Annotated in this window: 21 protein-coding genes and 1 riboswitch; of the genes, 8 read left to right on the top strand and 13 right to left on the bottom strand. The window is 74.3% G+C overall.

The features are described 5' to 3' along the window. Positions 1–189 precede the first annotated feature (189 nt). Positions 190–1,644, bottom strand: coding sequence for a glycine hydroxymethyltransferase (locus tag SGLAU_RS20565; protein ID WP_043506857.1), 1,455 nt, complete (start codon positions 1,642–1,644; stop codon positions 190–192). A gap of 32 nt (positions 1,645–1,676) precedes the next feature. Continuing rightward, a riboswitch (ZMP/ZTP riboswitch) is annotated at positions 1,677–1,766 on the bottom strand. Positions 1,767–1,866: 100 nt separating this feature from the next. Between SGLAU_RS20565 and rocD the strand changes: the two genes are divergently transcribed. Then, positions 1,867–3,072, top strand: a complete 1,206-nt coding sequence (gene rocD / locus SGLAU_RS20560) for an ornithine--oxo-acid transaminase (RefSeq protein ID WP_043503499.1) — start codon at positions 1,867–1,869, stop codon at positions 3,070–3,072. Positions 3,073–3,090: 18 nt separating this feature from the next. Here rocD and SGLAU_RS20555 read toward each other — a convergent pair whose 3' ends face one another. From SGLAU_RS20555 to SGLAU_RS20545, 3 genes are all read right to left on the bottom strand, one after another. Then, a complete protein-coding gene (locus tag SGLAU_RS20555) occupies positions 3,091–4,275 on the bottom strand; it encodes a glutathionylspermidine synthase family protein (RefSeq protein ID WP_043503498.1) in 1,185 nt (394 codons plus the stop codon). A 13-nt stretch (positions 4,276–4,288) separates the two neighbouring features. Beyond that, on the bottom strand, positions 4,289–4,660 hold the full coding sequence (locus SGLAU_RS20550; RefSeq protein WP_043503497.1) for a hypothetical protein: 372 nt from the start codon (positions 4,658–4,660) through the stop codon (positions 4,289–4,291). 152 nt (positions 4,661–4,812) lie between these two features. Further along, positions 4,813–6,195 carry a PLP-dependent aminotransferase family protein gene (locus tag SGLAU_RS20545; RefSeq protein ID WP_043503495.1) on the bottom strand — a complete coding sequence of 461 codons (1,383 nt, stop codon included), beginning with the start codon at positions 6,193–6,195 and terminating at the stop codon, positions 4,813–4,815. Between the two features lie 46 nt (positions 6,196–6,241). Between SGLAU_RS20545 and SGLAU_RS20540 the strand changes: the two genes are divergently transcribed. Genes SGLAU_RS20540 through SGLAU_RS20530 form a run of 3 tightly spaced genes read left to right on the top strand, consistent with a single transcriptional unit; the run spans position 6,242 to position 7,970 of the window. Then, the gene (locus SGLAU_RS20540) at positions 6,242–6,736 is read left to right on the top strand and encodes a carboxymuconolactone decarboxylase family protein (protein ID WP_043503493.1); all 495 of its coding nucleotides are present in this window, start codon (positions 6,242–6,244) and stop codon (positions 6,734–6,736) included. Beyond that, on the top strand, positions 6,733–7,182 hold the full coding sequence (locus tag SGLAU_RS20535) for a carboxymuconolactone decarboxylase family protein (protein ID WP_043503491.1): 450 nt from the start codon (positions 6,733–6,735) through the stop codon (positions 7,180–7,182). The genes SGLAU_RS20540 and SGLAU_RS20535 overlap by 4 nt, the downstream gene beginning before the upstream one ends. Positions 7,183–7,193: 11 nt before the next feature. Beyond that, complete coding sequence (locus tag SGLAU_RS20530; RefSeq protein ID WP_078957803.1) at positions 7,194–7,970, top strand: isocitrate lyase/PEP mutase family protein; 777 nt, start codon at positions 7,194–7,196, stop codon at positions 7,968–7,970. A gap of 201 nt (positions 7,971–8,171) precedes the next feature. On the opposite strand, the gene SGLAU_RS20525 is transcribed toward SGLAU_RS20530, so the two are convergent. The 9 genes from SGLAU_RS20525 to SGLAU_RS20485 all read right to left on the bottom strand — a co-directional run bounded on the left by SGLAU_RS20525 (position 8,172) and on the right by SGLAU_RS20485 (position 20,302). Next, a complete protein-coding gene (locus tag SGLAU_RS20525; protein ID WP_078957802.1) occupies positions 8,172–9,173 on the bottom strand; it encodes an ABC transporter substrate-binding protein in 1,002 nt (333 codons plus the stop codon). A 1-nt stretch (position 9,174) separates the two neighbouring features. Then, complete coding sequence (locus SGLAU_RS20520) at positions 9,175–11,124, bottom strand: ABC transporter permease (protein WP_043503489.1); 1,950 nt, start codon at positions 11,122–11,124, stop codon at positions 9,175–9,177. Continuing rightward, complete coding sequence (locus tag SGLAU_RS20515; RefSeq protein WP_043503487.1) at positions 11,124–12,401, bottom strand: quaternary amine ABC transporter ATP-binding protein; 1,278 nt, start codon at positions 12,399–12,401, stop codon at positions 11,124–11,126. Before SGLAU_RS20515 ends, SGLAU_RS20520 begins: the two co-directional genes overlap by 1 nt. Beyond that, positions 12,398–13,930 carry a GMC family oxidoreductase gene (locus SGLAU_RS20510; protein WP_043503485.1) on the bottom strand — a complete coding sequence of 511 codons (1,533 nt, stop codon included), beginning with the start codon at positions 13,928–13,930 and terminating at the stop codon, positions 12,398–12,400. The genes SGLAU_RS20515 and SGLAU_RS20510 overlap by 4 nt, the downstream gene beginning before the upstream one ends. A gap of 47 nt (positions 13,931–13,977) precedes the next feature. After that, a complete protein-coding gene (locus SGLAU_RS20505; RefSeq protein ID WP_043503483.1) occupies positions 13,978–15,504 on the bottom strand; it encodes an aldehyde dehydrogenase family protein in 1,527 nt (508 codons plus the stop codon). A 458-nt stretch (positions 15,505–15,962) separates the two neighbouring features. Beyond that, complete coding sequence (locus SGLAU_RS20500) at positions 15,963–16,952, bottom strand: malate dehydrogenase (protein ID WP_043503481.1); 990 nt, start codon at positions 16,950–16,952, stop codon at positions 15,963–15,965. 365 nt (positions 16,953–17,317) lie between these two features. Beyond that, complete coding sequence (locus tag SGLAU_RS20495) at positions 17,318–18,505, bottom strand: helix-turn-helix domain-containing protein (protein ID WP_043503480.1); 1,188 nt, start codon at positions 18,503–18,505, stop codon at positions 17,318–17,320. Positions 18,506–18,849: 344 nt separating this feature from the next. Further along, positions 18,850–19,458: a DUF3017 domain-containing protein gene (locus SGLAU_RS20490; protein WP_208868927.1), complete on the bottom strand. Its 609-nt coding sequence runs from the start codon at positions 19,456–19,458 to the stop codon at positions 18,850–18,852. Then, positions 19,448–20,302: a bifunctional methylenetetrahydrofolate dehydrogenase/methenyltetrahydrofolate cyclohydrolase gene (locus SGLAU_RS20485; RefSeq protein ID WP_043503477.1), complete on the bottom strand. Its 855-nt coding sequence runs from the start codon at positions 20,300–20,302 to the stop codon at positions 19,448–19,450. The genes SGLAU_RS20490 and SGLAU_RS20485 overlap by 11 nt, the downstream gene beginning before the upstream one ends. A 241-nt stretch (positions 20,303–20,543) precedes the next feature. On the opposite strand from SGLAU_RS20485, the gene SGLAU_RS20480 reads away from it, so the two are divergent. From SGLAU_RS20480 to SGLAU_RS20465, 4 genes are all read left to right on the top strand, one after another. After that, positions 20,544–21,173 (top strand): hypothetical protein, encoded by a 630-nt coding sequence (locus SGLAU_RS20480; RefSeq protein ID WP_043503476.1) that lies wholly within the window; start codon positions 20,544–20,546, stop codon positions 21,171–21,173. 161 nt (positions 21,174–21,334) lie between these two features. Beyond that, positions 21,335–22,102, top strand: a complete 768-nt coding sequence (locus tag SGLAU_RS36305; RefSeq protein ID WP_043503474.1) for a hypothetical protein — start codon at positions 21,335–21,337, stop codon at positions 22,100–22,102. After that, on the top strand, positions 22,099–23,655 hold the full coding sequence (locus SGLAU_RS20470) for a protein kinase domain-containing protein (RefSeq protein WP_043503472.1): 1,557 nt from the start codon (positions 22,099–22,101) through the stop codon (positions 23,653–23,655). Before SGLAU_RS36305 ends, SGLAU_RS20470 begins: the two co-directional genes overlap by 4 nt. A 131-nt stretch (positions 23,656–23,786) precedes the next feature. Next, a complete protein-coding gene (locus SGLAU_RS20465; protein WP_043503471.1) occupies positions 23,787–24,146 on the top strand; it encodes a hypothetical protein in 360 nt (119 codons plus the stop codon). Positions 24,147–24,165 lie beyond the last annotated feature (19 nt).

The following is a 24,165-nucleotide window of genomic DNA, read 5'->3' as shown; positions in this document are numbered from 1 at the left end:
ACGCGGCGGGGCGGGCGGGCCGTGGCTGCCGTGGATCGTCGCCGACGGGACGGGGAGCACGGGGCGGGCGTACGGCGCGCCGCCGCGCGGGCGGGCCCGGTGCCGGAACGCCGTGCGGCGGCCCGGCGCGAAGCCGGACCGCCGCACGGGCGGCCGCGTCGGAGCCGGCCGGCTCCGGGACCGGGCCGGTCAGCCGAGGTCGACCTCCGGGTACAGCGGGAAGCCGGCCACGAGGTCGGTGGCGCGGCGGGAGATCTCGTCCGCGATCTTCGGGTCGAGCACGTGGGCCGCCTTGGAGGGCGCCCCGGACTTGGTGGTGCCCGGCTCGGTGGTGGTGAGGACGCGGTCGATGAGGGCGGCCACCTCGTCCATCTCGGCGGTGCCCAGACCGCGGGTGGTCAGGGCGGGGGTGCCGACGCGGATGCCGGAGGTGTACCAGGCGCCGTTCGGGTCGGCCGGGATGGCGTTGCGGTTGGTGACGATGCCCGACTCCAGCAGGGCGGCCTCGGCCTGGCGGCCGGTGAGACCGTAGGAGGAGGCGACGTCGATCAGGTTGAGGTGGTTGTCGGTGCCGCCGGTGACCAGGGTGGCGCCGCGGCGCATCAGGCCCTCGGCGAGGGCGCGGGAGTTGTCCACGATGCGCTGGGCGTAGTCGCGGAAGGAGGGCCGGCGGGCCTCGGCGAAGGCGACCGCCTTGGCGGCCATGACGTGCGGGAGCGGGCCGCCGAGCACCATCGGGCAGCCGCGGTCGACCTGGTCCTTGAGGGAGTCGTCGCACAGGACCATGCCGCCGCGCGGGCCGCGCAGCGACTTGTGGGTGGTGGTGGTGACGATCTGGGCGTGCGGCACCGGGTCGAAGTCGCCGGTGAGGACCTTGCCGGCGACGAGACCGGCGAAGTGGGCCATGTCGACCATCAGGGTCGCGCCGACCTCGTCGGCGATCTCCCGCATGATGCGGAAGTTCACCAGGCGGGGGTAGGCGGAGTAGCCGGCCACGATGATCAGCGGCTTGAACTCGCGGGCGGTGACGCGCAGGGCCTCGTAGTCGAGGAGACCGGTGGCCGGGTCGGTGCCGTAGGAGCGCTGGTCGAACATCTTGCCGGAGATGTTCGGGCGGAAGCCGTGGGTGAGGTGGCCGCCGGCGTCCAGGGACATGCCGAGCATGCGCTGGTTGCCGAAGGCCTGGCGCAGTTCGGCCCAGTCGGCGTCGGAGAGGTCGTTGACCTGTCGGGCGCCCGCCTTCTCCAGCGCGGGGACCTCGACGCGCTGGGCGAGGACGGACCAGAAGGCGACGAGGTTGGCGTCGATGCCGGAGTGCGGCTGGACGTAGGCGTGGCGGGCGCCGAAGAGCTCCCTGGCGTGTTCGGCGGCCAGCGACTCGACGGTGTCGACGTTGCGGCAGCCGGCGTAGAAGCGGCGGCCGACGGTGCCCTCGGCGTACTTGTCGCTGAACCAGTTCCCCATGGCCAGCAGGGTGGCCGGGGAGGCGTAGTTCTCCGAGGCGATCAGCTTGAGCATCTCGCGCTGGTCGGCGACCTCCTGGCCGATGGCGTCGGCGACGCGCGGCTCGACGGCGCGGATCACGTCGAGGGCGGCGCGGAAGGCGGTGGACTCGGTGGAGAGGGGCGCAGGCGTGTCAGTCATCAGGGACCTCCGGACGTGGCGTTCGGCGTACACGGTTCGGCCCAGGCGCACGGCACAGTTTCCCTTCGGGCCGCTCCCCGATGGTCGGTCCCATCCCAAGCGCGCCAGTCACGACCCGGCCCTCAGCCTACCGGGCGCGCCGGGGAGTGAAGATCCCGCGTCCGGGATCCGGGCGGGGATAGGAAGGAGGGCGCCTCATCTGGTTCACCTTCTGGAGGTGCCGTGACCACCACCGACGACCTGATCGCCGCCGCCGAGAAGCACAGCGCGCACACCTACCACCCGCTGCCGGTGGTGGTGGCCGGCGCCGAGGGAGCGTGGCTGACGGACGTGGAGGGCCGGCGGTACCTGGATCTGCTGGCCGGCTACTCCGCGCTGAACTTCGGGCACGGCAACCGGCGGCTGGTCGAGGCGGCGAAGGCGCAGCTGGACCGGGTGACGCTGACGTCGCGGGCGTTCCACCACGACCGGTTCGGCGCCTTCTGCACGGAGCTGGCGCGGCTGTGCGGGATGGAGATGGTGCTGCCGATGAACACCGGCGCGGAGGCGGTGGAGACGGCGGTGAAGACCGCCCGCAAGTGGGGGTACCGGGTGAAGGGGGTGCCCGCGGAGATGGCGAAGATCGTCGTCGCGGGCGGCAACTTCCACGGGCGGACGACGACCGTCATCAGCTTCTCCACCGACCCGCGGGCCCGGGCGGACTACGGCCCGTACACCCCGGGCTTCGAGATCGTTCCGTACGGGGACCTGACGGCTATGCGCCGGGCGCTGACGGAGAACACGGTCGCGGTGCTGATCGAGCCGGTCCAGGGCGAGGCGGGGGTGGTGGTGCCGCCGGCCGGCTACCTGCCGGGGGTGCGGGAGCTGACGCGGGAGCGGAACGTGCTGCTCGTCGCGGACGAGATCCAGTCGGGGCTGGGCCGGACGGGGCGGACGTTCGCCTGTGAGCACGAGGGGGTGGTGCCGGACGTGTACGTGCTGGGCAAGGCGCTGGGCGGCGGGATCGTGCCGGTGTCGGCGGTGGTGTCGTCGGCCGAGGTGCTGGGGGTGTTCCGGCCCGGTGAGCACGGGTCGACGTTCGGCGGGAACCCGCTGGCGTGCGCGGTGGCGCTGGAGGTGATCGCGATGCTGCGGTCGGGCGAGTACCAGGCGCGGGCGGCGGAGCTGGGCGGGCGGCTGCACCGGGAGCTGGCGGAGCTGGCCGGGACGGGCCGGGTGACGCAGGTGCGCGGGCGCGGGCTGTGGGCGGGGGTGGACGTGCACCCGCGGTACGGCACCGGCCGGGAGCTGTGCGAGAAGCTGATGCACCGGGGGGTGCTGGTGAAGGAAACCCACGGCACGACGCTGCGGATCGCGCCGCCGCTGGTCGTCTCGGAGGAGGACCTGGACTGGGGCCTGGCGCAGCTGCGGGCGGTGCTGGGCGCCTGAGACCGGCCGGCGGGCCCCCTAGAGGATGACGTGCGGGAGGAAGCGGGCGTACTCGTCCGTGATCAGTCCGGCGGACTCGCGGATGCCGAGGCCCGCGGACGCGCCGCCGACGACCCACGTGCCGAGGACGGCGTGGTTGCCGTCGAAGTCGGGCAGCGGGGCGAGCTGCTGGTAGCAGCAGGGCTCGTCGCGGACGACGGGGGCCGCGCCGGGAGCGTGCACGGTGACGCCGGCGCCTTCCCGGCCCAGCAGGGGCTTGGCGACGTAGCCGCCGGTGGTGGCCAGGTCGCGGGGGCCGTCCAGGTAGGCGGGGAGGAGGTTGGGGTGGCCGGGGTGGAGTTCCCAGAGGACGGCGAGCAGGGCCTTGTTGCTGAGCAGCATCTTCCAGGCGGGCTCGATCCACAGGGTGGTGCCGGTGCCGCCGCCGTTGTCGAGGGTGTCGAGGACGTGCTCGGCGAAGCGGTCGGTGGTGAGCCATTCCCAGGGGTAGAGCTTGAAGCAGCTGCGGATGAAGCGCAGCCGCTGGTCGACGAAGCGTCCGGAGAGCCGGTCCCAGCCGATCTCCTCCATGGAGATCCAGCCGGTGTCGAGGCCGGCCTGCTCGGCGGTCTCCTTGAGGTAGGCGACCGTCATCAGGTCCTCGCCGAGTTCGTCGGCGCTGGAGTGGGCGAAGTAGAGGGGGCTGCCGGGCGGGAGGAGGCGGGCCTGCTCGCGCCAGGCGTCGACGAGGCGTTCGTGGAGGGAGTTCCACTGGTCGGCGCCGGGGAAGCGCTCCTCCATCCAGAACCACTGGGGGGAGGCGGCCTCGACGAGGGAGGTGGGGGTGTCGGCGTTGTACTCAAGCAGCTTGGCGGGGCCGCGGCCGTCGTAGCGCAGGTCGAAGCGGCCGTAGACGGAGGGGAGTTCGGCGCGGCGCTCCCAGGACTCGGCGACGGCGCGGACGAGGCGCGGGTCGGTGATGCCGAGGTCGGCGAAGCGGCCCGTGGTGACGATGTGGCCGGCGGCCGCCAGGCACATGCGGTGCAGTTCCTCGACGACCTCTTCGAGGGCCTCGACCTCCTCCAGGGAGAAGACGTAGTAGGCGCTCTCGTCCCAGTAGGGGCGCAGGGAGCCGTCGGGGTGGCGGGTGAGCGGGTAGATCAGGCCCTGTTCCTCGACGGTCTGCTGCCAGCCGGGGCGGGGCTGGATGGTGCGGCGTTCCATGGGGGCGTCTCGCTCAGCCGCCGCCGCTGCCGGAGCCCGAGCAGCCGAAGCCACCGCGGTCGACGGCCTCGTCGCGGCTGAAGGTGCCGCGGTCGGCGTAACCGCCGCTGACTTCGGCGTCGTAGTACCAGGCGGCGTCACCGCTGCCGGTCTTGCCGGTCTTCTTGCCCTTGCCCGGGGTGCCCTTGCCGCCCCTGCCGTAGGAGGAGCCCGACTTGCAGTTCTTGTCCGCGATGACCTTGTAGCCGTTGGCGTAGTCGTAGCTGTCGCGGTCGACGCAGCGGCGGTCGGGATCGGAGCCGCAGGAGGTGAGGGCCGCGGCGATCACGCCCATCCCGCCGAGCACGACGGTGCTGGAGCGCAGCCGTCGCCGGTTCTCTGCCATGCCGTTCTTCTCCCCGTTGTCCGTGCGCTGCCGTGTCCGCGGCGTCGGCCCGCGATCATACGGGGCCTGACAGGGACCGGACACTTGCCGGTCACTCTAGGGGAGGCGCGGCGCCGCGCGCCGGGAGGCCGGCGTGATCGGCGGGGTGCCTCCTAGGGCAGGGCGTTGCACAGGGCTTCGAGGGCTCCCGCCCAGGCGTGGTCGGGCGGGGTGCCGTAGCCGACGACCAGGGCGTCGAGGGGGCGGGTGGTGGCCTCGGGGTGGCGGTAGCGGGCGAGGCCGTGCACGGCGAGGGTCTGCCAGGCGGCCGCGCGGACCACGGACTCCTCCGAGCCGGGCGGGAGCTGGAGCAGCAGGTGCAGCCCGGCCGCGATACCGGTGACGGTCACCTCGGGGGCGCGGGCGGCGACCGCGGCGACCAGGGCGTCCCGGCGGCGCCGGTAGCGCTGCCGGGCGGCGCGGACGTGCCGGTCGTAGGCGCCCGAGGTGAGGAACTCGGCGAGGGTGAGCTGGTCGAGGACGGCCACGGAGGAGCTGCCGAGCCCGCGCACCTCGTGCGCCAGTGACGGCGGCAGCACCATCCAGCCGAGCCGGAGGCCGGGGGCGAGGGACTTGCTCGCGGTGCCCAGGTAGACGACGTGGCCGGGGTCCAGGTCCTGGAGGGCGCCGACGGGCTGGCGGTCGTAGCGGAACTCGCCGTCGTAGTCGTCCTCCAGGATCAGCCCGCCGGTGCGGCGGGCCCAGCCGACGACGGCCGCGCGCCGTTCGGGCCGCAGGGTCACCCCCATGGGGAACTGGTGGGAGGGGGTCAGCAGGACGGCGCGGGCGTCGGTGAGGCCGTCCGGGTCGGTGCCGGACGCGTCGAACGGCAGCGGCCGGGTCCGCAGCCCGGCCCGTTCGGCCAGTGCCCAGTGCACGTCCAGGCCGTACGACTCGACCGCGAGCGTGCGCAGTCCGCGGGCGTGCAGGACCTGGGTGAGCAGGCGCAGGGCGTGGGTGAAGCCGGCGGTGACGACGATCCGGTCCGGGTCGGTGCGCACCCCGCGGGCGCGGGCGAGGTAGCCGGCGAGGGCGGCGCGCAGTTCGACGCGGCCGCGGGGGTCGCCGTAGCCGAGGGCGTCGTTGGGGGCGGCGGCCAGGGCGCGGCGGGCCGCCTTGAGCCACTGGGCGCGCGGGAAGGACGCGAGGTCGGGGCTGCCGGGGACCAGGCTGTAGGCGGGGCGCCCGGTGCGGCTCGGGGTGGGGTCCGGGTGTTGGGCCTGCGGTGGTACGGGGCGGTCGGCGACCCGCGTCCCGGAGCCCTGGCGGGCGGTGAGCCAGCCCTCGGCGACCAGGTCCGCGTAGGCGCCGGCGACGGTGTTGCGGGCGAGGCCGAGGTCGGTGGCGAGCGAGCGGGACGAGGGCAGCCGGGTGCCGGGGGCGAGCCGGCCGGCCCGGACGGCGTCGCGCAGGGCGTCGGTGAGGCCGCGGCGCACCCCGCCGCCGGCCGGTTGCAGATGGAGGTCGATGCCCAGAGTGGCCCACGGTTTCCCCATGGAAATGGACCATACGCCTGGGCAGCTTCCTCCCTAGGGTCGGGGCATGACCACAGAGACCGTCACCGGTGCGACCGAAGCGGCCCCCCGGCTGGAGTGGGCCAAGCTCGTCCCCGATGTCCACAAGGCGATGATCAGGCTCGACACGGCGGCCCGGCAGGGGCTGGACCTCAGGCTGTACGAGCTGGTGAAGATCCGCGCCTCCCAGATCAACCACTGCGCCTTCTGCATCGACATGCACTCCAAGGACGCCCTCGCGGCCGGGGAGAGCGTGGAACGGATCGTCCAGCTCAGCGCGTGGGAGGAGTCCCGGCACTTCTACACCGGGAAGGAACTCGCGGCGCTGGAGCTGACGGAGGCGGTGACCGTCCTGACGGACGGGTTCGTCCCCGACGAGGTGTACGAGAAGGCCGCCGCGCACTTCGAGGAGACGGAGCTGGCACAGCTCATCGCCGCGATCACGGTGATCAACGCCTGGAACCGGTTCGGTGTCACCTGCCGGATGGTGCCGGGGCACTACCAGCCGGGCACCCACAAGTGACCGCGCGCACCACCCGTCTCGCCCCCGGGGTCCGCACGGCGATGCAGTCCCTGAGCGCCGCCGCCAAGCGCGGCCTCGGCGACCCCGCCCTGGCCGAGCTGGTCCAGATCCGCGCCTCGCAGCTCAACCGGTGCGCGTTCTGCCTGGACATGCACGTGGCGATCGCCCGCAAGGAGGGGGTGAGCGACCGCAGGCTGGATCTGCTCGCCGTCTGGCAGGAGGCCGGGGACGGCGTCTACGACGAGCGGGAGCGGGCCGCCCTCGCGCTCACGGAGGCGGTCACCGTGCTGACGGACGGGTTCGTGCCGGACGAGGTGTACGAGACGGCGGCCAAGCACTTCGACGAGGCCGAACTCGCCCACCTGATCGCGCTGATCACCGTCATCAACGGCTGGAACCGGCTGATGGTGGCCCGCCGGATCCCTCCGGGAGGGCCGGCCTGGTGAGCGGGGGCGGTATGCGTGAGGGCGGGGCGGGCGAGGACCCGGTGCGGGAGGGCGCGGCGGGCAAGGCCGAGGTCTTCCGGCGCCTCCACCACGGCCGGGCCCCGGACGATCCGCTGGTCCTGCCGGGGCCGTGGGACGCCGCCTCCGCCCGCGCCCTGGTCGCCGCCGGGTTCCCGGCGCTGGCCACACCGAGCGCCGGTGTGGCCGCCGCCCTCGGCCACGCCGACGGCGAGACGCCCGCCGACGAGATGTTCGCGGCGGTGGCGAGGATCGCGCGGGCGGTGGACGTGCCGGTGTCGGCGGACGTGGAGGACGGGTACGGCCTGGCGCCCGGGGAACTGGTGGAGCGGCTGCTGGAGGCGGGAGCCGTGGGCTGCAACCTGGAGGACTCCGCGCACGGGGTACTCAAGGACCCGCACGAGCAGGCGGACTACCTGGCCGCGGTGCGGGCCGCGGCGGGCGGCCGGCTGTTCGTCAACGCGCGCGTCGACACCTTCGTACGGCGGGTCCCGGACGTGGCCGGGACGATCGAGCGGGCGCGGCTGTACGTGGCGGCGGGCGCCGACTGCGTGTATCCGATCCTCGCCCCCCTCGACGTACTGCCGCTGCTGCGCGCCGCGGTCGAGGGCCCGCTCAACGCGATCGCGACGGTCGGCGACGGCCCCTCGATCGCCGAGCTGGGCGAGCGGGGGGCCACCCGGATCACCTTCGGGCCGGGCCTCCAGCAGCGGGCGACGGCCGCGCTGCGGGAGCTCGCGGGAACCCTGCGCCACCGGCGGCGGGGCTGACGCGGCCACGCCCCCGCGGCCACGCCCGGCTCGGCCGGCACGGCAGCCGCGTCCGGCACGGCGGCCGGGCCCCTGGCGGCGGCCGGCCCGCGGCCACGCCCGGCTCGGCCGGCACGACCGGCACGGCAGCCGCGTCCGGCACGGCAGCCGCGTCCGGCCGTCCGGCCACACGGACGACCGGACGACCGGACGGTCACGCCGTCACGGCAGCCAGGCCCGCCACGTGGACTCGTGCCGCTGCACCCACGCCTTCGCCGCCTCGTCCGGGCTGAGCTTCTGGTCGGCGATCATGAGGGAGACCTCGTTCTGGTCCTCGGTGGTCCACCTGAACTTCTTCAGGAAGGCCGCCGCCTCGCCGCCGGTCTCGGCGAAATCGGTGTTGAGGTACTTCTGCAGCGGGGTGTGCGGGTAGCCGCAGGCGACCTTCGCCGGGTCCGCGTCGCAGCCCTCCTCGTGGGGCGGCAGCTTCACCTCGGTCATCGGGACCTTCTCGAACAGCCACTGCGGCGAGTACCAGTACGTCAGGAACGGCTTCCTCTCCTTGGCGAACTGCCTGATCTGGGTGATCTGCGCGGCCTCGGAGCCGGCGAAGACGACCTGGTAGTCCAGGTCCAGGTTCTCCACCAGGGCCTTGTCGTTGGTGACGTAGGACGGCGAGCCGTCCATGAGCTGGCCCTTGCTGCCGCTCTCGGGGGTCCGGAACTCGTCGGCGTACTTGTCCAGGTTCCGCCAGTCCTTGATGTCCGGGTGCCGCTCGGCGAAGTACGTGGGGACGTACCAGCCGATGTGCCCGGTCACCCCGAGGTCGCCCGCCCGGGTGACGGTTTTCTTGTCCTTGACGTACCGCTGTTCCTGCTCCGGGTGTCCCCAGTCCTCCAGGAGCGCGTCCACACGCCCCTGGCTGAGGGCGTCCCAGGCGGGGACCTCGTCGACCTGGACGGTGTCGACGCGGTAGCCGAGTTCGTGCTCCAGCAGGTACTGGGCGACGGCCACGTTGGCCTGCGCGCCCACCCAGGACTGCACGGACAGGGTCACGGTCTTCGCGCCCCCGGCGTTCGCGAACGGCGAGGCCTGCCGGGTCATGTCGGCGGCACCGCAGCCGGTGGCCAGCGTCAGCACGGCCGCTGAGGCGACCAGTGCCGTACGCCGGGCCGTACGGCGGGTGGTGGTGCGGAGCGCACGGCGGGTGGTACGGCGGAACATGTCACGCTCCCTTCGCCGTACGGCGGTCGGTGGGCTGGGTCACCCGGTCGAGCGTCAGCCCCAGGCAGACGATCGCGGCGCCGGCGACCAGGCCGGTCGCGAGGTCGCCCTGGGCGAGGCCGAAGACGACGTCGTAGCCGAGTGCGCCGCCGCCGACCAGGCCGCCGATGATCACGACGGCGAGGACCAGCACCACGCCCTGGTTGACCGCGAGCAGCAGCGAGCGCCGGGCGAGCGGGAGCTGCACCTGCCGCAACTGCTGGCCGCTGGTCGCGCCGAGCGAGCGGGCCGACTCCAGCGCGGCCGGGTCGACCTGGCGCAGGCCCTGAGCGGTGATGCGGACGACGGCGGGCAGCGCGTAGACGACGGCCGCGGCGACGGCCGGGGCGCGGCCGACACCGGCCAGCGCGACGACCGGGATCAGGTACACGAACTGCGGCATCGTCTGGCAGACGTCCAGGACCGGCCGCAGCAGCCGTTCGACACGGTCGCTGCGGGCGGCCGCGACACCGGTCGCCACGCCCAGCACGAGGGTGACGGCGACCGCGGCCAGCACCTGCGACAGGGTGTCCAGCGACGGCTCCCACACCCCGAGGACGCCGATCGCGGCCATCGCGAGCACGGCGGTCAGCGTGGTGCGCCAGGTGCCGATCAGCCAGGCCGACGCGGCGACCACCAGCAGCACCGACCACCAGGGCAGCCACTGCAGGCCGTCCCGGAGCGGGTCGAGCACCCAGGTGGTGAAGCGGCCCGCCCAGTCGGCGGTGCCGCCGATGACGGGGATGCCGGTGTAGAGGTGCCCGGTCATCCAGTCGACGGCCCGGTTGACCGGCTCGGCGATGTTCGCCGTCCACGCGTCCGGCCAGTCGGTACGGCCCGCCAGGCGCCCGGCGACGGCGACGGCCACGGCAGCGCCCAGCGCGTACGGCCACGCCCTGCGGCCGGCCGGGGCGGCGCCCGCACCGGAGTCACCCGCACCCGCCGCGCCCGTCACCCGGTCGAGGACGACCGCCAGCAGCACGATCGGGATGCCCGCCGCCAGCGCGGCGCCCACGTCGACCGAGGCCAGCGCCTGGTAGACGCGGTCGCCGAGGCCGCCGGCGCCGATCACGGAGGCGATCACCGCCATGGACAGCGCCATCATGATCGTCTGGTTGACGCCGAGCAGGAGCTCCTTGCGGGCCAGCGGGATCCGGGCGGTCAGCAGCCGCTGCCGGGAGGTCGCGCCCAGCGACTCCACCGCCTCCAGGACGCCCCGGTCGGCGCCGCGCAGCCCGAGCGCGGTGAGCCGGGCCATGGGCGGGGCGGCGTAGACGACGGTGGCGAGGACGGCGGCGGGCACGCCGATGCCGAAGACCAGCACGACCGGCAGGAGGTAGGCGAAGGCGGGGAGGACCTGCATGGTGTCCAGGACGGGCCGCAGCACCCGGTCCAGCCGGTCCGACAGCCCGGCGGCGAGCCCCAGCAGGGCGCCCACCAGGACCGACGCGAGCACCGCCACCGTCATCAGGGCCAGCGTCTGCATGGTCGGCACCCACATGCCGAGCAGCCCGCAGGCGAGGAACGCGGCCGCGGTGCCCAGTGCCAGCCGTGCCCCCGCGGCCCGCCAGGCGACGAAGGCGCCCAGGGCCGTGACGCCGGCCCAGCCGGCGGCGAGGAGGGCCAGGTAGACGGCGCGGACGGAGAGCACCACCGCGTTGCTGACGTGGCCGAAGAAGTAGAGGAACAGCGGGTGGCTGTCCCGGTTGTCGATGATCCAGTCGCTGGCGCCGGTGAGCGGGCCGGACAGGTCGACGGTCAGCGCGTCGGGCCAGGTGCCGCTCGCCCAGCGGGCGTGGGCGAGCGGGACGAGGACCAGCGCGAGGACCGCGAGGACCGCCAGTTTGGCCACGGCGCGGTTCTTGAGGAACGCGGGGAGGGTGCGGGCGGGGGCCGCGGTGATCGTCGCCATCAGACCGCCTCCGGGTGCGGGCTCGCGCCGGGGCGCTTCGCCGGCCCCCGCCGGCGGGGGGCCACGGCGTCCGCCGGCGGGGACCCGGGGGCGCGCCCGTCCCCGGCTCCTCCGGTACGCCCGCCCGCGGCCGCGCCGGCGCGTCCGTCGTCGCCGTCGCCCGGGACCACGTCGGCGTGTACGCCGCCGTCGGGGCCCGCGGCCGCCTCGCCGCGGCAGGCGGGCGCCAGGCCCGCCACCACGTCGAGCAGCCCCTCGTGGTCCACGACGCCCAGGCAGCGCGGGCCGTCCATCACCCGTGCGGGTCCGCCGCTGCGGGCGACGGCCTCGATGGCCTCCGCGACGGTCGCGCGCGGAGCGACGGCGGGCCCGCTCCCGGCCTCCTCGGCGGACGCGGCGCGCATCGCCGTGCGCACCGTCATGACCTGTTCGCGCGGGACGTCGCGGACGAACTCGCGGACGTAGTCGTCGGCCGGGGAGCCGACGATCTCCTCGGGGGTGCCTAGCTGCACGATCCGGCCGTCCCGCATCAGCGCGATCCGGTCGCCGAGCTTGAGCGCCTCGCCGAGGTCGTGGGTGATGAAGACCATCGTGCGGCCCTCGTCGCGGTGCAGCCGGACGACCTCCTCCTGCATGTCCCGCCGGATCAGCGGGTCGAGGGCGCTGAACGGCTCGTCGAAGAGCAGCACCTCGGGGTCCACGGCCAGCGCCCGGGCCAGACCGACGCGCTGCTGCTGGCCGCCGGAGAGCTGGCCCGGCCGCCGCTGCTCCATGCCCTCCAGGCCGACCTTGGCGACGAACTCGGCGGCCTTGGCGCGCCGCTCGGCCCTGCCCATGCCCTGGATCTCCAGGCCGTAGGCGACGTTGTCGAGGACCGTGCGGTGCGGGAGCAGGCCGAAGTGCTGGAAGACCATCGCCGCGCGGTGGCGGCGCAGCTCCCGCAGCCGGGCCCTGTCCATGGCGCGGACGTCCTCGCCGTCGATGGCGATGGTGCCGGCGGTCGGCTCGATCAGCCGGGTCAGACAGCGCACCAGGGTGGACTTGCCGGAGCCGGACAGGCCCATCACGACGAAGACCTCGCCCTTGCGGACGTCGAAGGAGACGTCCCGGACGGCGGCCGTGCAGCCGGTGCGGGCGCGCAGTTCGGCGGGGGTGAGGGCGGTCAGCGCGGGGTCGGCGGGGACCCGGTCGGCCTTGGGGCCGAACACCTTCCACAGGCCGTCGACCGAGAAGACGGGCGGCGTGAGGGTTTCGGGGGCGGGGCGGGCGGTACTCATCGGGCGTCACCACCGATCAGGTCGACGGCGCGCTCCCCGACCATGAGCACTCCGATCATCGGGTTGACGGCGGTCATGGTCGGGAAGACGGAGGCGTCGGCGATCCGGATGCCCTCCAGGCCGCGGACGCGCAGCTCGGGGTCGACGACGGCCGTGTCGTCGTCGACGGCGCCCATCTTGCAGGTGCCGGCCGGGTGGTAGACGGTGTGCGCGACCTTGCGGGCGTACTCGCTCAGCTCGGCGTCGCCGACGACCTCGGGCCCGGGGCACACCTCGCGCTTGAGCCAGCCGGCCAGCGGCTCGGTCCTGGCGATCTCGCGGGCGATGCGGATGCCGTCGACGAGGGTGCGGCCGTCGTAGTCGTCCTCGTCGGTGAAGTAGCGGAAGTCGAGGGCGGGCTTCACCGCCGGGTCCGAACTGGTCAGGTACAGCCGGCCGCGGCTCTTCGGCTTGGGGATGTTCGGGGTCATGGACACCCCGTGCGGCGGCCGCTCGTAGCCGAGGCGCTCCGGGTTGTCCGTGAAGGGGATCTGGTAGAAGTGGAACATCAGGTCCGGGCCCTGGTGCCCGGGGTCGCGGCGGACGAAGAGGCCCGCGTCGGAGTCCATCGCGGAGTTCTCCGGGATCGGCCCGTGGGTCTCCCAGACGATCACCGACTCGGGGTGGTCGAGCAGGTTCTCGCCGACGCCCGGCAGGTCGTGGAGCACGGGTATGCCGAGCGCCTCCAGGTCCGCCGCCGGTCCGATGCCGGAGTGCAGCAGCAGCCGCGGCGAGTCGATCGCGCCCGCGCACAGCACGACCTCGTTGCGGGCCCGCACCAGCAGCTCCTCGCCGTCCTTGGTGCGCACGTGGACGCCTTCGGCGCGGGTGCCGTCCAGCTCCAGCCGGTACGCCCAGGTCTCCAGCAGGATCGTGAGGTTGGGGCGCTCGTCCATCACGGGGTGGAGGTACGCCACCGACGCGGAGGACCGCTTGTTGTCCTCCGGGTGGTAGGCGAGGTCGAAGAAGCCGACGCCCTCGGTGAAGGGCCTGCGGTTGAAGCCCTCGACGCGCGGCACGCCGAGCGCGGCCTGCGCGGCGTCGACGAAGTCGCGGGCGATGGCGTTCCGGTCCTTCTCGTCGACCGGGACGATGTTGTTCTTCAGGCGCGCGAAGTACGCCTCCATGGGCACCGCGCCCCAGCCCTTGGCGCCCGCCTCCTCCCACTCGTCCCAGTCGGACGGCAGCGGTTTGAAGGCGATCAGCGTGTTGTGGGAGGAGCAGCCGCCGAGGACGCGGGCGCGGCTGTGCCGGATGTGGGAGTTGCCGCGGGGCTGTTCCACGGTCGGGTAGTCGTAGTCGAGTTCGCCGCCGAGCAGGCCCATCCAGCGGCGCAGGGTCAGCACGTCGTCGCGGCCGACGTCGCTGGGGCCGCCCTCGATGACGGCGACGGTGACGTCGGGGTCCTCGGTCAGCCGGGAGGCGATGACGGAGCCTGCCGTGCCGCCTCCGATGACGACGTAGTCGTAGACGTGGTTGTTCTCGGACATGGGGGTACTCCAGGTGGGGCTGGTGCGCGTGGGGAAGTGAGGGACGGTCAGCCGGTGAACCAGCGGACGGGCTTGGGGGCGAGGTTCTGGTAGACGTGCTTGGTCTCCCGGTACTCGGCGAGCCCGGCGGGGCCGAGTTCGCGGCCCGTCCCGCTCTTCCCGAAGCCGCCCCACTCCGCCTGCGGGAGGTAGGGGTGGAAGTCGTTGATCCAGACGGTGCCGTGCCGCAGCCGGCCCGCGACCCGGCGGGCCCGGCCCGCGTCGGCGGTCCACACGGCGCCAGCGAGGCCGTACTCGGTGTCGTTGGCCAGGGCCACGGCCTCGTCCTCGGTGCGGAACGTCTCGACGGTGACGACCGGGCCGAAGACCTCCTCGCGCACGACCCGCATCTCACGGTGGCAGTGGTCGAGGACGGTCGGCTCGTAGAACCAGCCGGTCGCGGGACGGACGTCGCTGGGCTGCGGGCGCTTGCCGCCGCACCGCAGCACGGCGCCCTCCGCCAGCGCGGAGGCCACGTACTCCTCGACCTTGGCGCGGTGCTGCTCGGAGACGAGCGGGCCGCACTCCACGCCCTCGGCGGTGCCGCGTCCGAGGCGGATCCGCTCGGCCCGGCGGGCGAGTTCGGTGACGAAGCGGTCCCGGACGGACTCCTCGACGATGAGCCGGGCGCCGGCCGAGCAGACCTGGCCGCTGTGGATGAAGGCGGCGTTGAGCGCCTGGTCGACGGCGGTGTCGAAGCCCTCCTCGGTGGCGCAGGCGTCGGCGAAGACCACGTTGGGGTTCTTGCCGCCGAGTTCGAGGGCGACCTTCTTCACGGTGGGGGCCGCCGCCCGCGCCACCTTCGTGCCGCTGGCCAGGCCGCCGGTGAAGGAGACCAGGTCGACGTCGGGGTGCTCGGCGAGGCGGGCGCCGACGGTGTGGCCGGGGCCGGTGACGATGTTGGCCACGCCCGCGGGCAGCCCTGCCTCGGCCAGCAGCCCGATCAGCGCGATGGTGGTCATGGGGGTGATCTCGCTCGGCTTGACCACGAAGGTGTTGCCGGCCGCGAGCGCCGGGGCGATCTTCCAGCTCGCCTGGAGCAGCGGGTAGTTCCAGGGGGTGATCAGTGCGCAGACGCCGACCGGCTCGTGCACGACGACGCTGTGGATGTCCGGCGAGCCGGCGTCGACGACCCGGCCGGGGGCCTCGGCGGCGACGAGGTCCGCGAAGTAGCGGAAGGCGTCGGCCACGCAGTCGATGTCGACCCGGCCCTCCTCCGCGGTCTTGCCCGCGTCGCGGCTCTCCAGCAGGCCCAGTTCCTCGCGGTCGCGCACCAGGAGGTCCGCGACGCGGCGCAGCAGGGCGGCGCGCTCGGCGACGGGGGTGCGCGGCCAGGCGCCGGCACCGCCGTCGAAGGCGGCGCGGGCGGCCTCGACGGCGAGGTCCGTGTCCTTCTCGTCGCCCTCGGCGACCAGGGCGAACGGTGCGGCGTCCGCCGGGTCGAGGATCGCGCGCGTGGCTCCGGAGACGGCGTGCCGCCATTCGCCCGCTACGTGGATGCTCTGCCGAGCCTGGAGTTCCGTACTGTCCGCCATGCCTGGTGTTGCCTTCCGTTCCTGTCGTCCCCCCTGGTCAGGACCGGGAGCGCCTGCCCGAGCGCGCCTCGGTGCATGCGCGATCCATGGCCGAAAGTGCGCTGCGTCACGGATAGTTCGGACATAGGGAGCGAACAGCGGGTCGAAAGTGATGCGCACCACGGAGATGACGCCGGGGCCGTGGAGGTGACGCCGGGGCCGGTGAAGCCGACGGGACCGTAAAGGCGACGGGACCGTAAAGGCGACGGGGTCCGTGGGGGCGGCGCCGTGGTCCGGAAGGCGTCGGCCGGCGCGCCGGCGGGCGCGGGTCTGCCGTTCCCCGAGTTCTCCCCGCGACGCGCCCGGCCCCGGAACGCGGTGATCCCCGGGCCGCGTGCGCGGACCGGGGATCACCGGTGGAACGGGCCGGCCCGGCCGCGCGAGGGCGGCTCGGCCGGGGAGCGGCGGATCGGCGTGGCTCAGATCAGGCCGAGGGCGCGGACCGCCTCGCGCTCCTCCGCCAGCTCCTGGACGGAGGCGTCGATGCGGGTGCGGGAGAACTCGTTGATCTCCAGGCCCTGCACGATCTCGTACTTGCCGTCCTTGCAGGTGACGGGGAAGGAGGAGATCAGGCCCTCCGGGACGCCGTAGGAGCCGTCCGACGGGATGCCCATGGAGACCCAGTCGCCCTCCGGGGTGCCGTTGACCCAGGAGTAGACGTGGTCGATGGCGGCGTTGGCGGCGGAGGCGGCCGACGAGGCACCGCGGGCCTCGATGATGGCGGCGCCTCGCTTGGCGACGGTCGGGATGAAGTCGTCGGCCAGCCACTGCTCGTCGTTGACGACCTCGGCGGCGTTCTTGCCGCCGATGGTGGCGTGGAAGATGTCCGGGTACTGGGTGGCGGAGTGGTTGCCCCAGATCGTCAGGCGCTTGATGTCGGAGACCGTCGAACCCGTCTTCTTCGCGAGCTGGGTCAGCGCGCGGTTGTGGTCCAGGCGGGTCATCGCGGTGAAGCGCTCGGCGGGTACGTCCGGGGCGGCGGCCTGCGCGATGAGGGCGTTGGTGTTGGCCGGGTTGCCGACGACGAGGACCTTGATGTCGTCCGCGGCGTGGGCGTTGATGGCCTGGCCCTGCGGCTTGAAGATGCCGCCGTTGGCCTCCAGCAGGTCACCGCGCTCCATGCCCTTGGTGCGCGGGCGGGCGCCCACCAGGAGGGCGACGTTGGCGCCGTCGAAGGCCACGTTCGGGTCGTCGGTGATGTCGATGCCCTGGAGCAGCGGGAACGCGCAGTCGTCCAGCTCCATCGCGGTGCCCTCGGCGGCCTTGAGGGCCGGGGTGATCTCCAGGAGGCGCAGGCGGACCGGCACGTCCGCGCCGAGCAGCTGGCCGGAGGCGATGCGGAAGAGCAGGGCGTAACCGATCTGGCCGGCCGCGCCGGTGACGGTGACGTTCACGGGAGTGCGGGTCATGGCGTTCTCCGTATGACAGCTGGCGGTGGGGCGTCCCTGCCCCGGGGGTTCGGATGATCGATCTCTTGGCGTCGAGAGATATCCGCGGGTCAGGCTATCGCGCATCCGGGATCACCGGCCGCCGGGTCCGTGTGGCCCGGCCCACAGACCGCCCGAGTGCCACGGCTCCCCGTGCGCAGAAGGGGCGGCCGCCCGTCCGGGAGAGGGGGAGACGGAGGCGGCCGCCGTGCGGGGGTACCGAGTCGTGCCGGACTCCCGTGGGGGTACGGTCCGCCTGCCCCGGATCCGGACGGCCACACCTGTTTCCCGGCGGTTCTCCGGCCGCTGTGGCGGGCCGGCCCGGTCCACCGCCCGGCGCGGGCCGGCTACGGCTGCCGGGTGCAGCCCGTCTCGCCCGAGGCCAGCGTCACGCAGGCGTTCGCCTCGCCGGCGTCCTTCACGGCCACCATCGGGGTGTACGCGCTCCGGCCGCCGGCCGCGGCGACGGAGCCCTGCTGCCGGGACCTGTCCGTCGACACCTCGACCCGGTCCCCCTGCACGGCCTGGGTGATACGGCCCCAGGCGGCGCCGCAGGCCTGGCTGTAGCGGACCTCGACGACGGTGGTGCCGACCGTGGCGGTCCGGGCGGTCGTCACCAGACTTCCGCTGCACCCCATGCTCTGCGCGTCCTTGCCGGTACAGCCGTCCCCGCTGCACTTCACTCCGGGCGGCGGCGCGGCGGCGCTGGTCGGGGTGGTGGCGGTGGTGACGGCGGGCGTCGGCGAAGGCGTGCCGGCGGCCTTGCCGGTACCGCGGTCGCTTGTGGCCCAGAAGGCCCCGGCGGCCACGACCAGCACGCAGAGGGCGCCCGCGACGAACATGGTCGTCCGGCGCATGCCCCCGCCCGGCGGCGCGGCGGGCGCCCTCCTGGACGCCCTCCCGCCCGGTCGCGCGCCATGGGCTCCCCCGCCGGCGGCCGCACCGGCGGCACCCGCCCCGCGGTGTCCGGCGCCGCCCGCCGGGCCGCCCGGCCCGCGGCGGCCCGCCGGGGACGGTCCGTGATGTCCGGCGACGCCCCAGGAGTCGGTGCCGGCGGAGCGCGGGCCCGCCGACGGGGTCCGGGCGTTCGCGTCCGACGCGGTCGGCTGCGCCGGCACGGCGGGGCCCGCGGCGCCGGACGCCGCCGCGCCGCCGCGGTGGGCGGTCCTGCCCCTGGCGTTCGCGGGCGGCGGGCCGAACTCGCTGAGGGCGGCGCGCGCCTGGGAGATCCGGATGGCCTCGATGGTCATGTCGTGGCGCATCTCCGAACGGCTCCAGGCGCGTTCGGCCAGCTCCCACATGGTGGTGAGGTGGATGGGATGGGTGCCGGTGACCTCGGCCAGGGCCACGATCGCGCCCTTGGGTGCGAGCAGCCGGCCGCCCAGGTAACGCTCCCAGGACGTCTTGCTGTAGCCGGTGCGGTCGGCGAGCGCGGCGACGCTCAGGCCGCTGCGGTCGACGAGCCGCCGCAGCTGGCTGGTGAACTCCTTGATCTGCGGATCGAGTTCCTCCGGCAATTCCTTCCATCGAGGCATTGCTTCCCCCCTCTTCCCCCCGGTACGTGCTTGCTGGTCCCCCGCCCACGGGGATGCGCGTCGCCAGGATCTCAGTTCCGCCGGAGGCAGCACACCCCCGCATCGTCCCGTTTGCCCGATGTGTTGCCCAGTGGGCGCGGTCTCGCCCGGATCAGGCGTTTTCCGATCGCTCACCGGCACCATCGTGCCGATGTGCGACAACGCGCGGACACCGTAGCGGAACGGTCACTTCCGTGCCACAGCGGACTGACAGACGTTGAACCGGCCGTCCGGCGTGCGAAAGGTTGGTCGTGGACGGCGGCCCGTCTTCTCACGGGGGTGAGGACGGGCCGCCGCACCGCGGGTCAGCCGCTGACCGTGAAGTGCAGGGTGTCCTTCAGGAACGGGATCTCCAGCCAGGGGTCCGGCTGCACCATCAGCGCCAGCAGGACGATCACCGAACCCAGCGCGCCGTAGGTCGCGATGTCCGTGAACCGGGACCGCACCGCCAGCATCCCGACGCCGGGCAGCAGCCAGCGCAGCACCGCGCCGCCGAGCAGCGCGACGCCCACCAGCAGGGTCCCGAGCCGGAACACGTCGAACGCGGTCAGCAGCAGCCCGAGGCCGACCGTGCCCAGCACGGCGAGCGTCGGCCACTGCCGGGCGGGCGCCGGAGCGGCTCCCGAGGCGGCCCGGCCGCCGCCCTCCGGGCGGGCGGTGTCCCGGGTGAACAGCGGGAAGCGGCGGGTGGCGCGGCGCGGCACGCCGTCGGCGTCCGGCGCGCTGACCGCGTCCCGCACCTCGATGGTCTCGGGCGTGCTGCCGACGACCCGCGGCCCGCCGTCGTCGTCGGCGCTGCGCGGCACGGCCTCGCCGTCCGTGTCCCGCGGTCCGCCGGCCCCGGAGGTGCGGCGCGCGTCCCCGGGCCCGGCGCCCGCGGCCGTGCCGGCCGCGTCGTGCTCCTCAGCCGACACCGCGCTCCGCCGCCTCGACCACGTTGACCAGCAGCTGGGCCCGGGTCATCGGGCCGACGCCGCCCGGGTTCGGGGAGATCCAGCCGGCCACCTCGGCGACGCCGGGGTGCACATCGCCGACGATCCTGCCCTCGGCGTTGCGGGAGACCCCGACGTCGAGGACGGCCGCGCCCGGCTTGACGTCCTCGGGGCGGATCAGGTGGGCGGACCCGGCGGCGGCGACGATGATGTCCGCGCGGCGCAGGTGGGCGGACAGGTCACGGGTGCCGGTGTGGCACTGGGTCACGGTCGCGTTCTCGCTGCGCCGGGTGAGCAGCAGCGGCATCGGGCGGCCGATGGTCACCCCGCGGCCGACGACCACGACTTCGGCTCCCTTGATCTCGACGCCGTAGCGGCGCAGCAGGGTGAGCACGCCGTTGGGGGTGCAGGGCAGCGGGGCGGGCTCGTTGAGGACCAGCCGGCCGAGGTTCATCGGGTGCAGGCCGTCGGCGTCCTTGTCCGGGTCCATGAGTTCCAGGATCCGGTTCTCGTCGATGCCCTTGGGCAGCGGCAGCTGGACGATGTAACCGGTGCAGGCCGGGTCCTCGTTCAGCTCCCGGACGACCGCCTCGATCTCCTCCTGCGTCGCGGTGCCCGGCAGTTCGCGCTGGATGGAGGCGATGCCGACCTGCGCGCAGTCGCGGTGCTTGCCGGCGACGTACTTCTGGCTGCCGGGGTCGTCCCCGACGAGGATCGTGCCGAGGCCGGGCGTGACGCCCTTCTCCTTCAGCGCCGCCACGCGGGCGGTCAGATCGGACTTGATCGCGGCTGCGGTGGCCTTGCCATCGAGAATCTGGGCGGTCATGGCCCCATCCTCCCGGATGACCGGCCCCCGGTTCCAATCCGGGCCGCCGTTCCCGAGCCGTGACCTTGTTGCACTTGCACAACACCTGGGAAACCCGGCTGGACAATCCGCCCGTGACTGAAGAACGATTGAGGTCACAGTGCCGCGGGCAGTACCGGGGGGACGAACCGCATCTGTAGAACCTTCCTCCGCATCGCGCCGCGTCGTCCCCGCACAGCAGGCAAACGGAGGAAGGACCGCCATGAGTTTCGGCGACCCGAACAACCCCTACGGGCAGCCGCCCCAGCAGCCCCCGGCCGGCGCCCCCGGCTACGGCTACCCGCAGCAGCCGCCCGGCGTCCCCCCGCAGGCGAACTACGGCTACCCGCAGCAGCCGGCGTACCCCGGCTACCCGGGCGGCAACATGATGGTCCCGCAGTCCATGCCGGGCCTGCTGGTCACCGCCCGCGTCTTCCTCTTCATCATCTCCGCGGTGCAGATCCTGGGCGCGCTGGCGTTCCTGTACTTCGCGGCCTTCGCGAGCGACGTCTCCGACGGCGCGGACGAGCTGGGCTTCAGCTCGGTCGGCGACGGCGGTGACGCGGCGGCCGGCGTCTTCGCCATATTCGCGCTGATCGCCGCGGCGCTGGCGGCGCTGTCCATCACCCTCGGCGTCAAGTTCGGCCGGGGTGGCCAGGGCATCCGCATCACCACGGTGATCTACGGCGCGCTCGGTGCGATCGTGGGCCTGGTCGGGCTGTTCGTCGGCCTCGACACCGGCATGGCCTCGTCCGTCATCGGCCCGCTGCTCTGGCTGGTCTTCGGCGGCATCATCGCGGCGGCCCCGGTCGTCCCCAGCGGCACCGCCTGGTTCGCCCGCCCGCGCTACTGAGCGCCGGCCGCACCGTCCGCGCGCCGTTCACACCAAGGGCCGTGTCTCACCCGATCGAGGGGGGACACGGCCCTGGTGCGTCCGCGGGAGCCGGGCCGGGTAGCACTCGGGCGGCCGGTCCGTGGAGCCGCCGAGCACGGGCCGGGCCCGGGAGACGCACCGTGTACAGCATCATCGTCGTACCTCCGCCGGCCACGGCGGACGACACCCGCGCCGCGCAGCTGCGCCTCGCCCCCGGCGAGCGGCTGGCGTTCGGACGCGGCGCCGGGAACGGCCTCGTGATCGCCCACGACGGGGTGTCCCGCCGAGCGGGCGAGATCGCCGCGCAGGGCGCCTTCTGGATACTGAGCAACCTCAGCCGGGAACAGACGTACGTCGTGGAGAACCCGGAAGGGGCCGGCGAGCACGTCAAGGTGGCCCCGGGGCGGCTGGACGCGCCGGTGCCGTTCGAGTTCTCGCGGATCGTGCTGCCCGCCGCGGGCGACCTGCTGCCGGTCGAGGTGTGGGCGCCGCGCCACGACTACCTGCGACCCGAGTCCGGTCCCGACGGCGTGACCACCGCGCCCGCCTTCTGCCTGGATCCCACCAAGCGCTACTTCGCGGTGCTGGCCGCCCTGTGCGAGCCCCGGCTGCGCGGCGCGCCGCACGCCCCGCTGCCCACCGTCGACCAGGTCGTCGACCGGCTGCGCCCCGGCTGGCCGGCCGCCTCGCGCGCCTCGGTGCAGTGGAACATCGACTACCTCGCCGTGAAGCTGCGGCTGAAGCCGGGCCCGGAGACGGCCGACGCCGGGCCCCGGCTCAACGGCAAGAAGGAGTCGCTGGTGTCGCTGGCGCTCCGCTTCGACCTGGTGCGCGAGGAGGACCTGCGCCTCCTCGCCCCGGGGCGGCCCGCCGCGCAGCGCCCGGCCGCGGGCCGGGCGGCCGGGTGACCGGCCGGGACGGGCCGTACGCCGTACCGGTGCCGCGCGGGTACCGGGTGGGCGCGTGGGAGGTGCGGGCACCGATCGCGACCGGGGCGTTCGGCAGTGTGTACGAGGGGTGCCGTGTCGGGGACGGCGGCGGGCCGCCCCGCACCGCCGCCCTGAAGTTCCTGCCCACCGGCACCAGCACCCCGCGCCGGCTGGCCCATCTGCGCGAGCTGGTCGACCGCGAGGTCGAGCTGCACCGCCGGGTGACGCGGTCCCGGCTGATCCGCATGTACGAGACGCTGACCGTCGACGATCCCGGCCGCCCGGGGCTCGACGGTGCCACCGTCCTCGTCCTGGAGCGGGCGGAGTGCTCCCTGGCGGCCCTGCTCGCCCGGGCGCCCCGGCCGCCCCGCGGGCCCGCCCTGCTCGCGCAGATCAGCGAGGGCCTGCACCAGCTCCACACGGCGGGCTGGGTGCACGGCGACCTGAAACCGGCCAACGTGCTGCTGATGGGCGACGGTTCGGCCCGTCTCGCCGACTTCAACATGGCCGCCGAGCTGGAGGGCACCCACGCCTACACACCCGCCTTCGCCACCCCCGACTACACCCCGCCGGAACTGCTCTGGTCGGAGATCGGCGAACGCGGGCGCCGGATCCGCCCGTCGGCCGACATCTGGGCCTTCGGCGTCCTCGCCCACCTCGTCCTCACGGGCGCGTTCCCGCTGCCCGGCGGCACCCCGGCGGCCCGCCGCGACGCGGCCGCCGCGTACGCCCGCGGCACGGAGGAGCTGCGTCTGTCCCCCGAACTGCCGGAGCGCTGGCGGGAGGTGGTCCGCTCCTGCCTGGCCCGTACGCACGAGGAGCGGATCGGCGGGCAGGCGCTGCTGCGGCGCGTGCGGGAGGCGGCGGGCGGGGCCGCGCCGCGCCGCCCGCGGCGCCGCACGGCCGGTGTGGCCGCGGCGATCGCCACGGCGGCGGCAGTGCTGGCGCTCGGCCACGGGGACGCCGCCCGGACGGGGGACGGGAGTGCCGCGGGACCGGACCGCGCGGGCACCACCGCGTCGGCCCCCGCACCTGCCGCCGCCTACGGCGCCGGCGAACTCCGTACCGGCACGGGCGTCCCGGTCGCCTACCGCCGGCTCATCGTCGACTCGGCGCACGCCTGCGTCCGGCCGTTGATCAGCCCGGCGCTCATCGCGGCGATGCTGAAGGCGGAGAGCGACTTCGACCCCGGCCTCGCCGACCCCGCGCGCGACGAGTACGGCATCGCCCGCTGGACCCCGCGGGTGCTGCGCTGGTGGATCCGGGCGGACGGCCTGCCCGCCGACGACATCCCCGAGCCGCCGTTCACCCCCGCCGAGTCGATCCCGGCGATGGGCCGCTACCTGTGCGCGATCGAGGCACGGCTGGACCGGTCCCTGCCGGGCGACCGCCGGCTGCTGGTCGCCGCCGCGTACCGGACGTCGTACGGAACGGTGAACAGGACGGGCGGGGTGCCCGCGGCGTACCGCGCCTACACGGACCGCGTCGCCCGCCACCTCCAGGAGTACACCCCGCGACCCGCGCCGCTGTGACCCTCGGACGTCCGAGGTACCGGCGCGGGCGGCCGGGCGGCACGGTGGAGCACGACCGAGGCCGGTCGCCGGCTCCCCCGGGGGAGAGCCGGGGGCCGGCCGCACACCACACCACGACTGGGGGAACAGTCATGTCCACCACCTTCCGCAAGGCCCTCGCCCTCGCCGCCGCCACCGTCACCGCCGGCGCCGCGCTCACCCTGACCTCCGCCGCGAACGCCCAGGCCGCCGCGCCCTGCTGGCGGGACGGGTCCGTCTGGTACTGCAACAACGCCACCGGCGCCAACGTGTACGCGGGTGCGAACAGCAACCGGGTCGTCGGCCGGATGTACTCCAACCCGTCCTTCTTCGTCTGCAAGTTCGACGGCGGCCAGAACCACGGCGGCCCGCACCCCACCCGCTGGGTCCGCACCCAGGCAGACAACGGCCAGTGGGGCTGGATGAGCGACAACGACATCTCCTCGGAGACGAACCCGCTGCCGTCCTGCTGATGAGGCATGGCGAAGGGCC

Origin of the sequence: Streptomyces glaucescens (assembly GCF_000761215.1) — a bacterium.
Taxonomy (GTDB): Bacteria; Actinomycetota; Actinomycetes; order Streptomycetales; family Streptomycetaceae; genus Streptomyces; species Streptomyces glaucescens_B.
Note: the sequence above shows the minus strand (reverse complement) of the source record. Positions and strands in the feature narration are given on the sequence as shown.

Coding starts and splice junctions, on each gene's coding strand:
- SGLAU_RS20565 (WP_043506857.1), bottom strand. CDS start 1,644: ATGACTGACACGCCTGCGCCCCTCTCCACCGAGTCCACCGCCTTCCGC.
- SGLAU_RS20555 (WP_043503498.1), bottom strand. CDS start 4,275: ATGGAACGCCGCACCATCCAGCCCCGCCCCGGCTGGCAGCAGACCGTC.
- SGLAU_RS20550 (WP_043503497.1), bottom strand. CDS start 4,660: ATGGCAGAGAACCGGCGACGGCTGCGCTCCAGCACCGTCGTGCTCGGC.
- SGLAU_RS20545 (WP_043503495.1), bottom strand. CDS start 6,195: ATGGGGAAACCGTGGGCCACTCTGGGCATCGACCTCCATCTGCAACCG.
- SGLAU_RS20540 (WP_043503493.1), top strand. CDS start 6,242: ATGACCACAGAGACCGTCACCGGTGCGACCGAAGCGGCCCCCCGGCTG.
- SGLAU_RS20530 (WP_078957803.1), top strand. CDS start 7,194: ATGCGTGAGGGCGGGGCGGGCGAGGACCCGGTGCGGGAGGGCGCGGCG.
- SGLAU_RS20525 (WP_078957802.1), bottom strand. CDS start 9,173: ATGTTCCGCCGTACCACCCGCCGTGCGCTCCGCACCACCACCCGCCGT.
- SGLAU_RS20520 (WP_043503489.1), bottom strand. CDS start 11,124: ATGGCGACGATCACCGCGGCCCCCGCCCGCACCCTCCCCGCGTTCCTC.
- SGLAU_RS20515 (WP_043503487.1), bottom strand. CDS start 12,401: ATGAGTACCGCCCGCCCCGCCCCCGAAACCCTCACGCCGCCCGTCTTC.
- SGLAU_RS20510 (WP_043503485.1), bottom strand. CDS start 13,930: ATGTCCGAGAACAACCACGTCTACGACTACGTCGTCATCGGAGGCGGC.
- SGLAU_RS20505 (WP_043503483.1), bottom strand. CDS start 15,504: ATGGCGGACAGTACGGAACTCCAGGCTCGGCAGAGCATCCACGTAGCG.
- SGLAU_RS20500 (WP_043503481.1), bottom strand. CDS start 16,952: ATGACCCGCACTCCCGTGAACGTCACCGTCACCGGCGCGGCCGGCCAG.
- SGLAU_RS20495 (WP_043503480.1), bottom strand. CDS start 18,505: ATGCCTCGATGGAAGGAATTGCCGGAGGAACTCGATCCGCAGATCAAG.
- SGLAU_RS20485 (WP_043503477.1), bottom strand. CDS start 20,302: ATGACCGCCCAGATTCTCGATGGCAAGGCCACCGCAGCCGCGATCAAG.
- SGLAU_RS20480 (WP_043503476.1), top strand. CDS start 20,544: ATGAGTTTCGGCGACCCGAACAACCCCTACGGGCAGCCGCCCCAGCAG.
- SGLAU_RS20465 (WP_043503471.1), top strand. CDS start 23,787: ATGTCCACCACCTTCCGCAAGGCCCTCGCCCTCGCCGCCGCCACCGTC.